Annotated in this window: 13 protein-coding genes; 6 read left to right on the top strand and 7 right to left on the bottom strand. The window is 63.0% G+C overall.

Features of this window, described 5'->3' with window-relative positions; translation table 11 throughout:
• Positions 1-101: 101 nt before the first annotated feature.
• Positions 102-1586: an NAD(P)H-hydrate dehydratase gene (locus CKO35_RS14525; protein ID WP_200176836.1), complete on the bottom strand. Its 1485-nt coding sequence runs from the start codon at positions 1584-1586 to the stop codon at positions 102-104.
• Between the two features lie 52 nt (positions 1587-1638).
• On the opposite strand from CKO35_RS14525, the gene queG reads away from it, so the two are divergent.
• Both queG and CKO35_RS14515 read left to right on the top strand, forming a co-directional pair.
• Positions 1639-2760 carry a tRNA epoxyqueuosine(34) reductase QueG gene (gene queG / locus CKO35_RS14520; RefSeq protein WP_200176835.1) on the top strand — a complete coding sequence of 374 codons (1122 nt, stop codon included), beginning with the start codon at positions 1639-1641 and terminating at the stop codon, positions 2758-2760.
• A 112-nt stretch (positions 2761-2872) separates the two neighbouring features.
• Positions 2873-3925, top strand: a complete 1053-nt coding sequence (locus CKO35_RS14515; protein ID WP_207143818.1) for a Fic family protein — start codon at positions 2873-2875, stop codon at positions 3923-3925.
• A 20-nt stretch (positions 3926-3945) separates the two neighbouring features.
• Here the strand turns inward: CKO35_RS14515 and CKO35_RS14510 are convergent, their stop codons facing one another.
• Positions 3946-4671, bottom strand: a complete 726-nt coding sequence (locus tag CKO35_RS14510; protein ID WP_200176833.1) for a nucleotidyl transferase AbiEii/AbiGii toxin family protein — start codon at positions 4669-4671, stop codon at positions 3946-3948.
• Positions 4643-4834 (bottom strand): hypothetical protein, encoded by a 192-nt coding sequence (locus tag CKO35_RS14505; protein ID WP_242467213.1) that lies wholly within the window; start codon positions 4832-4834, stop codon positions 4643-4645. The genes CKO35_RS14510 and CKO35_RS14505 overlap by 29 nt, the downstream gene beginning before the upstream one ends.
• Before the next feature lie 269 nt (positions 4835-5103).
• Here CKO35_RS14505 and CKO35_RS14500 point away from each other — a divergent pair, with 269 nt between their 5' ends.
• Positions 5104-5391: a hypothetical protein gene (locus tag CKO35_RS14500; RefSeq protein WP_200176831.1), complete on the top strand. Its 288-nt coding sequence runs from the start codon at positions 5104-5106 to the stop codon at positions 5389-5391.
• A gap of 69 nt (positions 5392-5460) precedes the next feature.
• Here CKO35_RS14500 and CKO35_RS14495 read toward each other — a convergent pair whose 3' ends face one another.
• Both CKO35_RS14495 and fbp read right to left on the bottom strand, forming a co-directional pair.
• A complete protein-coding gene (locus CKO35_RS14495; protein ID WP_207143824.1) occupies positions 5461-6240 on the bottom strand; it encodes a DotA/TraY family protein in 780 nt (259 codons plus the stop codon).
• Positions 6241-6354: 114 nt separating this feature from the next.
• Positions 6355-7380, bottom strand: coding sequence for a class 1 fructose-bisphosphatase (gene fbp, locus CKO35_RS14490; RefSeq protein ID WP_207143814.1), 1026 nt, complete (start codon positions 7378-7380; stop codon positions 6355-6357).
• Positions 7381-7589: 209 nt separating this feature from the next.
• Here fbp and CKO35_RS14485 point away from each other — a divergent pair, with 209 nt between their 5' ends.
• Positions 7590-9086: an SLC13 family permease gene (locus CKO35_RS14485; protein WP_200176830.1), complete on the top strand. Its 1497-nt coding sequence runs from the start codon at positions 7590-7592 to the stop codon at positions 9084-9086.
• 9 nt (positions 9087-9095) lie between these two features.
• On the opposite strand, the gene pgi is transcribed toward CKO35_RS14485, so the two are convergent.
• Positions 9096-10745 (bottom strand): glucose-6-phosphate isomerase, encoded by a 1650-nt coding sequence (pgi, locus tag CKO35_RS14480; RefSeq protein ID WP_200176829.1) that lies wholly within the window; start codon positions 10743-10745, stop codon positions 9096-9098.
• 137 nt (positions 10746-10882) lie between these two features.
• Here pgi and glgA point away from each other — a divergent pair, with 137 nt between their 5' ends.
• Both glgA and ppc read left to right on the top strand, forming a co-directional pair.
• Positions 10883-12334, top strand: a complete 1452-nt coding sequence (glgA, locus tag CKO35_RS14475; RefSeq protein ID WP_200176828.1) for a glycogen synthase GlgA — start codon at positions 10883-10885, stop codon at positions 12332-12334.
• On the top strand, positions 12334-15177 hold the full coding sequence (gene ppc / locus CKO35_RS14470; RefSeq protein ID WP_200176837.1) for a phosphoenolpyruvate carboxylase: 2844 nt from the start codon (positions 12334-12336) through the stop codon (positions 15175-15177). The genes glgA and ppc overlap by 1 nt, the downstream gene beginning before the upstream one ends.
• A gap of 56 nt (positions 15178-15233) precedes the next feature.
• On the opposite strand, the gene panD is transcribed toward ppc, so the two are convergent.
• Positions 15234-15614 carry an aspartate 1-decarboxylase gene (gene panD / locus CKO35_RS14465; protein ID WP_008930669.1) on the bottom strand — a complete coding sequence of 127 codons (381 nt, stop codon included), beginning with the start codon at positions 15612-15614 and terminating at the stop codon, positions 15234-15236.
• Positions 15615-15645 lie beyond the last annotated feature (31 nt).

The following is a 15645-nucleotide window of genomic DNA, read 5'->3' as shown; positions in this document are numbered from 1 at the left end:
CCCCAGGTCCCCCTCCAGAAACACCACCCCCTCTCGTGGGCAGGCCGCCGCCAGACGGGCACCGATGGCTTCGGTGGCGGCCTCGTCCGCCAGTTCCAGAATCATGGATTGATGACCTCGCGCAGATGGAATAAAAGATCGGAAGCCAGCAGCCCCCGCTCGCCGGCCCGGGCCGCCCGATCGGCGGCGGCACCATGGACCCAGCAACCCAGGGCCGCCGACTCTCCCCGGGTTCCGCCGGCAGGCAGCCGCTGGGCCAGCAAACCGGCGATGATACCGGTCAGCACATCCCCCATGCCGCCGGAAGCCATGCCGGGATTGCCGGTGTCGCACAGACTCAGCCCGGATGCATCCCGGATCAGGCTGCCCACCCCCTTGAGGACACAGACACCACCATAGTGCCGGGCCATGGCGGCGGCCGCGCCGGGCCGGTCGGCCTGGATCGTCGCCGTGTCACAGTCCAGCAAACGTGCCGCCTCACCGGGATGCGGGGTCAGCACCCAGTGCTCCCGGCATCGGGGGGAGGCGGCCAGCAGATTCAGGGCATCGGCATCCACCACCATCGGGCCATCCCAATCCCCGAGATGCGCCCACAGACGCCGCCCCCAGTCTCCGGTGCCCAGTCCTGGCCCCACGGCCACCACGGTGGCCCGGGCCAGCAGGTCATCCAGGTGATCCGGATGCCGGATGCCGTGGCACATCAACTCCGGACACGCCTGGGGAATCAGCCGGGCATGGTCAGGATGGGTGGCCAGGGTCACCAGTCCCGCTCCCACCCGGGCCGCCGCTTCCCCCGCCAGCCGCGCGGCCCCCGGCATGCCCCGGCCGCCACCGATCACCAGCACATGACCGAAATGGCCCTTGTGGGCATCCCGGGACCGCCGCGGGAAGGCCCGGGACCGGACGGGCAGGACCCGCCGGGCCGCCGGCGGCAGGTCGTCAAACACCGGTGCCGGAACCCCCAGCCCATCCATGAACAGATCCCCCCGACAGGCTGGCCCAGCCCCGGTCATGAGCCCCAGCTTGAGGCCGATGAAGCTCAGGGTGGCGTCGGCCTCTACTACACACCCCATGACGGCACCGGTATCCGCATTCAACCCCGAGGGGATATCCAGGGCCAGTACCGGAGCGGAGGTCTGATTGATGGACCGGATCAGGCGAGCCATGTCGCCTTCCACCGGCCGCGTCAGCCCCGTCCCCAGCAAACCGTCCACGATCACGTCCGCGGTCGCCAGGGCCTCGCCCGGTGCAGACAGGGGCTGCCCCAGGATTTGCCAGTCCCGCCAAGCCTGGGCGGCCTCGCCATGGAGCCGGGCCGGATCGGTGGCCGCCACCACCCGTACCGACAGGCCCGCTTCCAGGGCCAGGCGGGCCAGCACGTAGCCGTCCCCGCCGTTGTTGCCCGGCCCGCAGCAGACGGCCAGGGTACGGGCCAGGGGCCACTGGATTCTCAGCCGGTCCAGGGCGGCGGCACCGGCCCGGCACATGAGGGCGTAACCGGGAATACCCTGATCCTCAATGGCCCGGCGGTCCAGTTCCCGGACCTGGGCGGCGGTGTAAAGGGCTTCGGGCAGGTCGGCGGACATGGCAGGCTCGATCCGGTGGCAAAGGACTTGTCAGCCGTAGTATAAGCCCAGGATGACCACCACTGATCTGCTCGCCCTGACCCAACGGATCAAGACCTGGGCGCTGGAACTGGGCTTTGACCGGGCCGGCATTTGCGACACCGACCTCGCCGTCCACGAGGCCCACCTGCTGCGCTGGCTGGACCAGGGCCGCCATGGCGAGATGGACTACATGGCCCGCCACGGCACCCGGCGCTCCCGTCCCGAGGCACTGGTCCCTGGCACCCTGCGCATCATCTCCGTGCGCATGGCCTACTGGCCGCCCCAGACCCGGGATGCCTGGTCCGTGCTCGACGATCCCGAGGCGGCCTTCATCTCCCGCTATGCCCTGGGGCGGGACTACCACAAGGTGATCCGCAAGCGTCTGCAGACCCTGGCCGAGCGCATCGAGTGGGTCACCGGGCCCTTCGGCTACCGGGCCTTCGTCGACAGCGCCCCAGTGCTGGAAAAGGCCCTGGCGGAGAAGGCCGGACTGGGCTGGATCGGCAAGCACACCAACCTGCTCAGCCGGCACCACGGTTCCTGGTACTTCCTCGGTGAACTCTACACCGACCTGCCCCTGCCCCTGGATGAGCCGGAGCGGAGTCACTGCGGTCGCTGTCGGGCCTGCCTGGACGTCTGCCCCACCGCGGCCATCGTTGCTCCCTATGAGCTGGATGCCCGGCGCTGCATCTCCTATCTCACCATCGAGCACCCCGGCAGCATCCCCGAACCGCTGCGGCCGCTGATGGGCAACCGGATCTACGGCTGCGACGACTGCCAGCTGGTCTGCCCCTGGAATCGCCGGGCCGGGGTGGCGGTGGAACCGGATTTTCGTGCCCGGCATGGGCTGGATGACATCGGCCTGGTGACCCTGTTCGACTGGGACGAGCCGACCTTCCTGCGACTCACCGAAGGGTCGGTGATCCGGCGCATCGGCCATGAACGGTGGCTGCGCAATCTGGCGGTGGGGCTGGGCAATGCCCGGCCCTCACCCGCCGTCCGGGAGGCCCTGACGCGGCGACTGGAACATCCCAGCGCCTGTGTGCGGGAGCATGTGCGGTGGGCCCTGGACCGGCACGGGCAAATACGGGCTCCGGACTCGGGCATGCTTGGTGTGCCCGAGCCCGTATCTCCTTATGGTTATCCGAAGTAGCGGGTGCCGCACCTCAACATAGTGCATCCAAAAAAATGGAGCAGCGATTGTGAAGTACAATCCATCCTTTATCGAATATCGTCCCATTCTTTCGGACAAGGATAAGCTATTCTTGAGTGATCTTTCCAAAAGATACTCGCTAGACTTGCTTAACATTGACCATCGAAACTTCGATGAAATGGCCGTCGATTTTGTGTACACCTCAGCCAAAATCGAAGGGAATACATACGACAGAATCGATACCGACAATCTTCTTCGCATGGGGATTACTGCTGGTGGGAAACGGTATTCCGATGCGGTCATGATCGTTAATTTAAGAAATGCCTTTAACGATGTGATGAATATCGAAGATAACACAAAGCTGGACCTTGATTATCTATGCGATCTCCATAAGGTGATCATGAAAGACCTGCTCCCCCTGCATGAGCAAGGCATTGTTCGCACTTCTGGCGTCCGGATTGGCGCGTCAAGTTATACGCCGTTGGCTGATCCGGGGCAGCTTCGCACGGAAATGAAGCATGTCTTAGCGGTGGCAGAAAAGTATTCCGACCCATTTGAGCAGGCCATCTATCTGCATTGCAACACAGCCTATCTCCAGTATTTTCGTGATGGCAACAAGCGCACCGCTCGCTTAATGCAGACAGCCGCCCTTGTTCGTGGTCACACCCTGCCGCTATTTTTTAGCGATACCCTCATTGAACAATATCAGCGTGCCTCGGTTCATTTTTACGAAACCGGCGACTACGGCAGTTATGCCTCATTTTTCAAAGAAAATTACGCGCTTACGGTTGGGCAGCTATTTGAAAGTGCAGAGCCATCGGCAACACCTTATGAGGCCGAAGAGAGAGCGCGAAGAATTTCTAAGTTGCAGGAGTTGAGCGAAAGCACTGGACCGGCACGCACGTTCTGGCTCTTTGCCCAGGATGCCATCCGCGCCAAAGGATCTCCAGAATTCGTTAATTGGCCTGATGTGGAGCGGCGTACCATAATCGAGTGCATCTTAGCCAACGGACAATCTCCAGACGATGTTGAGGCTGCGATTTTTAAACACAGCCCAAGTGCAACCTCTCCAGAAAAAAAGCAGGCCATCAGCGAAGACATCAAGGGCATCAAGCGGATATTTCTCGACTTGCCTATGCCGCAAATAAGAAATGAGCATGGTTAGATACAGTCGCTGATTTAGGGTCATGGTGCCATTCCGAAATCCTCAGAACGATCCATATCCATATCGCACACCCGGTCGAAGATGGCGGTTGAAAGATGCGAGCAAGCGGCTTTAACCGCCTGCCAGTCATGCCAGCGCGGATCGAGGTTCTTGTATTCGCTGAGTTCGGTTTCTTCCAGATCGTAGGGCAGCGCGTTGGCAAGCTGGACTTGCAATTGCTGTAGCGGTGATTCGCCGTTGTCCTGCTGGTAGAGTCGGTCGAACGATTGCAGCGCGTTGGCAACGCTCTCATCGCCCATGCGATCGGCCAAGGCCACAAAGTCAAGGTAGTCCCGAGTAGCATTGCGCTTGAGGATCAGCACGCCCTTGATGCGCAGAATCTCACCTTCGGTTGGAACGGTGATTCGCGCACCGTGATAGTCCACCGCTACCGTTTCCAGCGGTTCGTCGCGGATAAGCTGACGAACGCCAGTCTCGATGCCGTCGAGACTGCCAAGGATTTGCACGGGGCGCTGCACGCGAGCAGTTTTCCAGCCTGCGACCGACTCAAGTTCGGCCAGCACTTCGTCAAAACGGTGACGCAGATCGGTCAGCACATGATCGGCGTCACGCGAGAAGCGATGCTCGGCGTGGATTGCCGAGGCGGTTCCCCCGACAAGCACGGCATCCGGCAGGATGCGCTGGAGCCGTGCGGCAGAGGACAAAACGAGTTCCCAGTCAGGCAGGGGTGCGGTGCTTTTCGGCATAGCGCATCCAGAAGTGATGGCGTTGTGCGTAGGGATCTGAGGTGTAAGGGCGGCACACGCGCTCCACCTTGTCCAGCAGGGCGAGGTCGGACAAGGCGGCCCGGCGCAGTTCAGCCCAGTCCTGCCACCGACCGCGCTGGATGACATCATCGATAGCGGCCAAAGTGTATCGTTGATGATTGAGGTGGCGATGAAGCATGACTAAAAACACACTTTTACGATTATTGATACTCGAATCTTACGCAAACAGGGGGAGCAATAGCAACAAGGCTTTCCCATTCCATTTAAGGAATACCAAAAAAATTTGGGATAACCAAATACCTGGTCAAGGCGCCGCTCATCCATCGAAACCCCTGACCTTGTTGACTTCCCTTTTCGGTCAGACGATCCTAAACTTAACGTCATTCTCAACAAAATTCAGGAGTACAGACCATGGGCAACCAAATGTTCTTCGCCGCACTCGCAGGCGGCAATGCAGACGCCGCCGCAGAATGGGAGGAAAACGCCTTGGAATGGAAAAGGCATGCCAAGGCGTTGGAGGTGGAAATGCTGGAGTTGAAAAATCTTCTTGTGGATGTTGGGGCTGGAAGCATTGTAAAAACAGAATTACTAGAAAAGCATACCGGAAAAAACCATAGAGAAATCGCGGGCGGAAAGGATAAATTCGACATGCTTGTAGAAAGCAAGAAAGAAGAGGCAAGAAAAATCCTTCTTGGATGATAATAAGCAAAGCCATAAAGCAGGGATAAACACCCGCTTTATGGCTTTGCGTCTACTCAATTATTTCGGTTAGTTGATCTTGTTGTTATTTGCAGTCCTCCCCGGCGCCTCAGTCAGCCCTCCCGTATTTGCGCCAGTGACCTTCTTGTCCGGCTCATCACCTCCAGGTTTATCTGTATTCCCTGGCCTTCTGGTATATCCACCCCGACCCAGCATGGCCCCTGCCATGTCACGCCCGGACTGGTTTGCAATACCAAAGGCTCTCGACGTGCCTGCCTCGCCCTTGGTCTCGCCCAGCGGATGTACGCCAAAGCCCAGCCAGCGCATCACATTGTCGGCGGTCTCATAAATGATCTCGTGTGACTTGTGCGCCAATGTGATCACCAAGCCCACCAGGACCGCATTGCCAAAAATAAAGGCCAGAATACTCACAAACGAGGTGCTGCTGACTACCGCCAAATTGGTGATCGCATAACCCGCAATGGCAATCTTCACAATGTAGTGCAACACCAACATCGACAGTAGCAATCCCAAAATGAGCAGGATCGGCCTGAAAATCACATTGACGAACAACTGCCAGCCCTGCAAGGCATGCCGACCGGCAAAGCCGTCACCCTCCGGCACCGCATGCGCCACCGCCCACAACGGCGCGGCAATCAGGCTTTCGATGATCAAGATCATCCAACCTAACACACCGAACATCCAAAAAGTGAACGGGATCGCGGGAAGATAGTAGGCCAGGAATCCGCCAAGCACGACCAGGGAGCCCGTGACCGAGACGACCAACATGAACAGCCCCTGCAAAACCCCCGAACCAAAACCCCCTATGAAAGCTTTGGGAGCCCCCAGAACAGGGATGGCTTTTCCTGCCCAAGAATGATGGCCTGAAGGATCGAAAATCCACCCAGACCAAGGAACGGCGATACAAATACTACGGCGACCACCGTTCGGAGAGAATGCCGGTTATCGGGCCTCGGCCAGGAACCGCTCCACATCCTCCACCATTCGCCGCGAGCCGACATAGAACGGTACCCGCTGGTGCAGATCCTCCGGCCGGATCTCCAGGATGCGGCGGGCGCCGTCGCTGGCCTTGCCGCCGGCCTGCTCCGCGATCATGGCGATGGGGTTGCACTCGTACAGCAGACGCAGCTTGCCCTGGGGGGCCTTCTGGGTGGAGGGATACAGGAATACCCCGCCCTTGAGAAGATTGCGGTGGACATCCGAAACCAGGGAACCGATGTAGCGCGAGGTATAGGGACGGCGGGTGTCCGGGTCCACCACCTGGCAATGTTTGATGAACTGCTTCACCCCCGCCGGGAAGTGGGCGTAGTTACCCTCGTTGATACTGTAGATGGTGCCGTTCTCGGGGGTGCGGATGTCCGGGTGGGAAAGGCAGAACTCACCGATGGTCGGGTCCAGGGTGAAACCGTTCACCCCCTTGCCGGTGGTGTATACCAGCATGGTGGAGGAGCCGTAGATCACATAACCGGCCGCCACCTGCTCCGTCCCCGGTTGCAGAAAGTCGGACAGGTCCGCCGGGGTGCCCCGTTCGGTACGGCGGCGATAGATGGAAAAGATGGTGCCGACGGAGACATTCACGTCGATGTTGGACGAGCCGTCCAAAGGGTCCATGCAGAACACGTACTTGCCGTCACGGGACAGGCCGTCATCGAAGATGGTGATTTCCTGGTCTTCCTCGGAGGCGATGGCGCAGCACTCGCCGGTGGAACGCAGGGCGGCGATGAAGTGCTCGTTGGCGAACAGGTCCAGCTTCTGGACGTCCTCGCCCTGGACGTTCACATCGCCGGCACGACCCAGAATGTCCACCAGCCCCGCCTTGTTGATCTTCTTGTTCACCACCTTGGCCGCCACGCCCACATGGTGCAGCAACCGGGACAATTCCCCCTTGGCATAGGGAAAATCCGCCTGGCGCTGAATGACGAACTCGTTGAGGGTGGTGATGTTGTAAGTGCCGGTCGCTCTTGTCATGATCTACCCGTCAGCAATCATTTGATCGGCGAAAGCATACCATGGGTCCCGCCCCATGGCCTCCGGGCCCCCGGGCCGCCGCCTTTCCCCGCCGGCCCCGACACGCCCGGTCAGCGGCATGACATGACCAGCGGCTAAACTGCGGTACCGCAAGTCGCCCCGACACCGGAGTGTGGGGGATGGCCGTCATACCCTATTGGAGAGCATTCATGAGTCCGTCCACGGAAGCCAGCACATCCGCCACGCCCAGGCCCGCATCACCCTCTCTCTGGCGGCCCAGGCTGGGGCTGGCGCTTGGCCCCCTGATCTTTCTCGGCATGCTGCTGGCGGGCCCGCCCGGAGAACTGGCCGCCAATACCTGGGCCGTGGCCGCCCTCACCGCGCTCATGGCCATCTGGTGGGTGACCGAGGCCATCCCCATCCCTGCCACCGCCCTGCTGCCCATTGCCGTGCTGCCCCTGCTGGGGGCAAGCACCATCGCCGAGGCGGCGGCGCCCTACGCCAATCCCCTGATCTTCCTGTTCCTGGGCGGGTTCATGATCGCCCTGGCCATCCAGCGCTGGAATCTGCACCGGCGCATCGCCCTGGTGATCCTGGGCCTGGCCGGACAACGACTGGATCACCTGGTGGCCGGCTTCATGGGCGCCACGGCGGGGTTGAGCATGTGGGTGAGCAATACCGCCACCGCCGCCCTGATGCTGCCCATCGGCATCTCGGTGCTGATCCTGCTGGAGGACCGGGGCATGGACAAGGCACAGATCCGCAACGTGGGACTGGCGCTGCTGCTGGGGATCGCCTTCGGTGCCAACATCGGCGGCATGGCCACCCTCATCGGTACCCCGCCCAACGCCCTGCTCGCCGCCTACATGAACGACAACTACGACCATCAGATCGGCTTTGCCCAGTGGATGATGGTGGGTCTGCCGCTGGCCCTGACCCTGCTGGTGGCGTGCTGGTGGGTGCTGTGCCGCTGGGCCTTTCCGGTGTCCCGGGGACCGCTGGAGGGGATCGGCGAACTGCTGCGCCAGCAGCGGGAACAGCTCGGACCGATGACCCGGGCGGAGCGGCGGGTGCTGCTGGTGTTCGTCGCCGTGGCCCTGGCCTGGATCCTGCGTCCGTTGCTGGAATCCCTGTTCCCCGGGGTGTCCATCACCGACCCGGGCATCGCCATCGTCGGTGCCCTGGCCCTGTTCCTGATCCCGGCGGATTTCCGGCGTCATCAGTTCCTGCTGGACTGGGAGTCCACCCGCCAGCTGCCCTGGGGAGTGCTGATCCTGGTGGGGGGGGGCCTGAGCCTGGGTTCGGCCATCGGCGGCAGCGGCCTGTCGGACCACATCGCCGCCTCCCTGGTGCAACTGAGCAATTGGCCCACCTGGACCCTGGTGGGCATCGTGGCCCTGAGCGCCATGTTGCTCAGCCACGTCACCAGCAACACGGCCACGGCCGCCACGGTGCTGCCGCTGGCGGCTTCCCTGGCCATCAGCCTGGGTCACGATCCCCTGCTGCTGGCCATCCCCGTCGCCCTGGCGGCCTCCTGTGCCTTCATGCTGCCCGTGGCCACCCCGCCCAATGCCATCGTCTTCAGCAGCGAACGGATCACGGTACCGGACATGGTGAGGGCGGGATGGCGCATCAGTCTGATCGCGCTGATCCTGGTGACCGCCGCCGTGTTCGGCCTGGCGATGCCGCTACTGTCCGGAGCATGAAGACCGGGCTTACTCCCGCGTCAGCCGCTTGTAGTAGTTGATCAGCCCGTTGGTGGAGGCATCATGCCCCGCCACCGGGTCCGGGTCGTGCAGTTCCCGCAGCACGGTGCGGGCCAGCTGCTTGCCCAGTTCCACCCCCCACTGATCGAAGGAGTTCACGTTCCAGATCACCCCCTGGACGAAGATCTTGTGCTCATAGAGGGCAATCAGCGAGCCCAGGGTACGGGGAGTGAGGCGCTTGAACAGGATGGAATTGGTGGGCCGGTTGCCTTCGAACACCCGATGGGGCGCCAGGGCCTGCACCTGGGCCTCGGACATCCCGGCGGCCCGCATTTCCTCCCGGCATTCCTCCAGGGTCTTGCCCCGCATCAGGGCCTCGGTCTGGGCAAAGAAATTGGACAGCAGGATGGCGTGATGCTCCCCCAGGGGGTGATGGCTCAGGCAGGGGGCCAGAAAATCACAGGGGATGAGCTGGGTCCCCTGGTGGATGAGCTGATAGAAGGCATGCTGGCCATTGGTCCCCGGCTCGCCCCAGATGGCCGGCCCCGTCTGCCAGCTCACCCGCCGCCCCTGCCGGTCCACCGACTTGCCGTTGCTCTCCATGTCCCCCTGCTGGAAGTAGGCCGGGAACCGGTGCAGATACTGGTCATAGGGCAGGATGGCGTGGCTGCGGGCGCCGAAGAAATTCACATACCACACCCCCAGCAGGGCCAGGATGACGGGCATGTTCTCCTCCAGCGGCGTGGTACGAAAATGCTCGTCCATGGCGTGGGCACCGTCCAGCAGGGCCTCGAAATGGGCCATGCCCAGAGACAGGGCAATGGACAGGCCGATGGCAGACCACAGGGAATAGCGCCCCCCCACCCAGTCCCAGAACTCGAACATGTTGGCCGGATCGATGCCGAAGGCGGCCACCGCTTCCCGGTGGGTGGACACGGCCACGAAATGACGGGCGATGGCCGCTTCACTGCCCCCCTGTTCCAGGAACCAGCGCCGGGCCGAATGGGCATTGGTGAGGGTCTCCTGGGTGGTGAAGGTCTTGGAAGCGATCACGAACAGCACCGTCTCCGGGTCCACCTGGGCCAGAGTCCGGGTCAGGTGGGTGGCATCCACGTTGGAGACGAAATGCATCTGCAGGCGCTCATGGGCATAGGGTTTCAAGGCCTCGCAGACCATCAGCGGCCCCAGGTCCGAGCCGCCGATGCCGATATTCACCACATGCCGGATCGGCTGGCCGGTATGGCCCGTCCACTGCCCCGACCTCACTCGCGCCACGAAGTCGCCCATGTGGGACAGCACCTGGCGCACCCGGGGCATGACGTCTTCCCCGTCCACCCACATGGGCCGGTCACCGCGGTTGCGCAGGGCCACATGCAGCACCGCCCGATCCTCGGTGGTATTGATGCGTTCACCGGCGAACATGCGGTCCCGCCACTGGGGCACCTGGGCGGCCCGGGCCAGTTCCACCAGCAGATCCCGGGTTTCCGCCGTGATGCGGTTCTTGGAATAGTCCAGCAGGATGTCCTCGAACTGCAGGCTGAAGCGCTGAAAACGCTGGGGATCCTGGCGAAAGAGCTCACGCATGTGAAGATCGCAAACGGCCTCGTGATGGGCTTCCAGGGCTTGCCAGGCGAGGGTCTTGGGCAGTGCGTTGCTCATGGGTCACTCCATTTCTATGTTCACGAACGCGAGAATATTTATCTATTATGATGGCCCTACACCCATCATAAACAGGGAGCGCTTCATGGCCGTGACCTCACCCCACCACCGGGACGGCGCGACCATGACATCGGCCTATGCGAATTCTCTTCGCCACCAGCGAGGCACACCCCCTCATCAAGACCGGCGGACTGGCGGACGTCTGCGGCAGTCTGCCCCCGGCCCTTAAACGGCTCCGGCACGATATCCGTCTGATCCTGCCCGCCTATCCGGCCGCCCGCGCGGCGGCGGGCAAGCTGGAAACGGTGGCCGAGTTCCCCCTGGCCGGCAGCGAACAGCCTGTCAGGATCCTGGAAGGCTTGCTACCCAAGACCCGGGTCAGACTCTATCTGGTGGATTCCCCCCTGCATTTCGACCGCGCCGGGGATCCCTACCGGGCGGCCGACGGACGCGACTGGCAGGACAATCACCTGCGCTTCGGCGTGTTCGCCCGGGCCATCGTGAAACTGTCCCTGGACCAGGCGGGCCTGGACTGGAAGCCCCAGGTCCTGCACTGCAACGACTGGCAGACGGGCCTGGCACCGGCCCTGCTGAGCCAGCACGGGGAGCGGCCGGCTACCCTGTTCACCATCCACAACCTGGCCTACCAGGGCCTGTTCCCCCGCCATGCCCACGAGGACCTGATCCTGCCGCCGGAATTCTGGGGCATGTACGGCCTGGAGTTTCATGGCCAGCTTTCGTTCATCAAGGGCGGACTGGTCTATGCGGACCATCTCTCCACGGTCAGCCCCACCTACGCCCGGGAGATCCGTACCGCCCAGTTCGGCTACGGTCTGGACGGCCTGCTCAATGCCCGTGCCCAGGACCTGAGCGGCATCCTCAACGGTGCCGACTACCGGCACTGGGACCCGGCCGGAGATCGCCATATTGCCCGGCGCTACAACGCCGAACAACCGGAGGGCAAGGCCGAATGCAAGGCCGCCCTGCAGGCCCATTTCGGCCTGGAAATCAATCCCGACATACCGCTGCTGGGCCACGTGGGACGCATGGTGGCACAAAAGGGGGTGGACCTGATCCTGTCCACCTGCGAACCCCTGCTGGCGGCCGGTCAGGTCCAGCTGGTCATCCTGGGCAGCGGCGACCGCACCCTGGAGTCACGGGCCCGGGCCATGGCCACGCGCTACCCCGGCGCCATGGGCCTGCACGTGGGTTACAACGAAGCCCTGGCCCACCAGATAGAAGCCGGCGCGGATCTGTTCCTGATGCCCTCCCGGTTCGAGCCCTGCGGCCTGAATCAGCTCTACAGCCTGCGCTACGGCACCGTGCCGGTAGTCAGGCGCACCGGCGGTCTGGCGGACACGGTGATCGACGCCGACGCCCACCACATGGCCGAGGGGACCGCCACCGGCCTGGTCTTTGACGGCCCCACCACCGAGGCCCTGGGCGAGGCGATTCAACGGGGTCTCGCCCTGTACCGGGACCGCGCCGTCTGGACCCGGCTCATGCAGCACGGCATGCGTCAGGAATTCAGTTGGGACCGCAGTGCCCAGGCCTACCAGGACCTCTACAAACGGCTGGTGAACCGATGATGCCCACCACCAAGGACACCTCCCGCTTTCTGGTCCCCAGGGACCGGGAACTGCGCGCCCGGGTGAAGCTGTTCGGCAACCTGCTGGGCAACATCATCCGGCGCCTGGAAGGGGAAGCGGTGCTGCAGGCGGTGGAGACCCTGCGCAAGGGTTTCGTGGCGCTGCGCAAGAAGGACAACCCGGACAAACGGGAACGCCTGATGCGCTACATCGACGCCCTGGACCCGAAGACCCTGGAAACCATCATCCGGGCCTTCAGCATCTACTTCAGCCTGGTCAACCTGGCCGAAGAGGAGTATCTGCACCGGGAACGCCGCCGCCAGGTCACGGAAGGCGGCCCCCTGTGGCTGGGTTCCTTCGATCACACCATCCGGGTTTTCCACGGCCGGGGCGTCCCCCCGCAGGCCCTGGAAGGGCTGCTCGGCCGGCTGGAATACATGCCGGTGTTCACCGCCCATCCCACCGAGGCCCGACGGCGCACGGTGATGGAGGCCCAGCGGCGCATCTTCCTGGCGGCGGAGCGCCTGGACATGCCGCGCCTGGGCCGGGAGGAACGGGAAGAACTGACCCGCCAGCTTGAGGTGCAGATCCAGATACTGTGGCGCACCAATGAAGTGCGGGTGAAGAAGCCCCAGGTGCAGGACGAGATCAAGTACGGGCTGTTCTATTACGTGGAAAGCCTGTTCGACGCCGTGCCCCATACCTACCGCCTGCTGGAAAAGGCGATCCGGCGCAGCTACGGCAGCGACGAGCACGGCAACCCGGCCGTCAGGGTGCCCAGTTTCCTGCGCTTTGGTTCCTGGATCGGCGGGGACCGGGACGGCAATCCCTACGTAACCCCGGCCATCACCGAAATGGCCTGTCGCCTGGCCATGGAGCAGGTCCTGTCCGAATACCTGCGCCGGGTGCACACCCTGCGTTTCGTCCTGACCCATTCCCTGCTCATGTGCCGCCCCACCGAGGCCTTCATGCAGAGCCTCAAGGAGGATGAGAACATCTCCAGGGCGGTGTTCAAGGATCTGCCGGACAAGATGGAGTCGGAACCCTACCGGCGCAAGCTCTACATCATCCGTTACCGGCTGCGCGAGACCCTCGACACGGTACGTCGCCGGCTTGCCGGGGAAACGGCGGTGACGCCCACCCATGCGGCCTACGGTTCCAGCCAGGCCCTGCTGCGGGATCTGACCCTGATCCGCGATTCCCTGATCAGCCACGGGGACGGCAATGCGGCCCGCGGGGAACTGACCGACCTGATCCGCCTGGTGGAAACCTTCGGCTTTCACCTGCACCACCTGGATGTCCGGCAGGAATCCACCGTGCACACCACGGCGGTGACGGAAATCCTGGCCCTATGGGAACCGGACATCGACTACGGTCAGCAGGACGAGGTATCCCGCCTGCGGCGGCTCTCCGAACTGCTGGATCGGGAACAGTGGCCGGACCTCCCCCGTGATTCCCTCTCCGAGGCCACCCGGGAGACCCTGGAGGTCTTTCATGTCATTGCCCGCATGCGCGCCGAGGTAGGGCCTGAAGGCATCGGCACCTATGTGATCTCCATGACCCACGCCGCCTCCCATGTCATGGAAGTGATGCTGCTGGCGCGCCTGGCGGGACTGTGCGGCCGCACCGACCAGGACGAGCCCTTCTGCCATGTCCGGATCTCGCCCCTGTTTGAAACCATCGAGGACCTGCGGCATGTGGAGTCGGTGCTGGAGCATCTGCTGGGCAATGCCGTCTACCGTGCGCTGCTGCGGGCCTCGGGCAATCTCCAGGAGGTCATGCTGGGGTACTCGGACTCCTGCAAGGACGGTGGCATCCTCGCCTCCGCCTGGAACCTGTACCAGGCCCAGCAACGGATCATCGCCATCTCCGGGGCTCACGAGGTGGAATGCCGTCTGTTCCACGGCCGGGGCGGCACCATCGGTCGCGGTGGCGGCCCCACCCATGAATCCATCCTGGCCCAGCCTCCGGGCACGGTACAGGCCCGGATCAAGTTCACCGAACAGGGGGAAGTGCTGTCCTACAAGTACAGCAATACGGAAACGGCCATCTACGAGCTGAGCATGGGCACCACGGGGCTGATCAAGGCCAGCGGGGGGCTGGTCGGCCTGGGCAGCCAGGACCGGACGGCTGACCTGGAGGCCATGGACACGCTGGCCCAGCAGGGGGAAAAGGCCTATCGCGCCCTGACGGACCGGACCCGGGGTGTGCTGGACTATTTCTATGAAGTCACGCCGGTGGAGGAGATCGGTCAGCTCAACATCGGCTCCCGCCCTTCCCATCGCCGCAAGGCAGACCGTTCCAAGGCCTCCATCCGTGCCATCCCCTGGGTATTCGGCTGGGCGCAGGCACGCCATACGGTCCCCGCCTGGTACGGCCTGGGCAGCGCCCTGCGACAGTGGCGCGGGGATGATCCCGGGCGTCTGGAACAGCTCCGGCAGATGTATCGGGAATGGCCCTTCTTCCGCGCCCTGCTCTCCAACAGCCAGATGTCCCTGGCCAAGGCGGACATGGAGATCGCGGAAGAATACGCCAGGCTGTGCCACGACCGGGTCCTGGCGGAGCGGGTATTCGGCCTCATCAGGGAGGAATATCTTCGCACGGTGGAGGAAGTCCTGATCGTCTCCAGCAAGGACAGCCTGCTGGATGACAATCCGGTACTGGCCCTGTCACTGATGCGCAGGAACCCCTATCTGGATCCGCTCAATCACATCCAGATCATCCTGCTAAGACGCCACCGGGCCCTGCAGGGCACCGGGAACGGAGAGGTGGATGACCCATGGCTCTCGCCGCTGCTGCGTTCCATCAATGCCATCGCCGCAGCCATGAGAAACACCGGTTGAAGATCCCCCCTGCCGCTGCCGCATGAGGACTGGCCGGGCACGCGGCAGGGTTTGATTCAGGCAGCCTGGGTGGCGATCTCGTCACCGGTGCCGGTGACGTGGTTGTGCTCGTTCAGATAGACCAGGGAGGGCTTGAACAGATCCGCTTCGGCCGCGGTCATCTGGGCGTAGGCACAGATGATCACCCGATCCCCCGGGCTGGCCTTGTGGGCCGCGGCCCCGTTGACGGAAATCACCCGGCTGCCCGCTTCGGCGCGGATGGCATATGTGGTGAAACGCTCCCCATTGGTCACGTTGTAGATCTGGATCTGCTCATAGGGGCGAATGCCCGCCAGTTCCAGAAGATCCGAGTCAATGGCACAGGAGCCTTCATAATCCAGCTCGGCATGGGTCACCGCAGCCCTGTGGAGCTTGCATTTGAGCAGAGTCAAGAACATGTTTCTAAACATCCTCCAGGCATTACGCCCT

The sequence above is a fragment of the Ectothiorhodospira shaposhnikovii genome, from assembly GCF_016584105.1.
Taxonomy (GTDB): Bacteria; Pseudomonadota; Gammaproteobacteria; order Ectothiorhodospirales; family Ectothiorhodospiraceae; genus Ectothiorhodospira; species Ectothiorhodospira shaposhnikovii.
The sequence above is the reverse complement of the archived record's forward strand: the minus strand, read 5'-3'. Positions and strand labels throughout refer to the sequence as shown.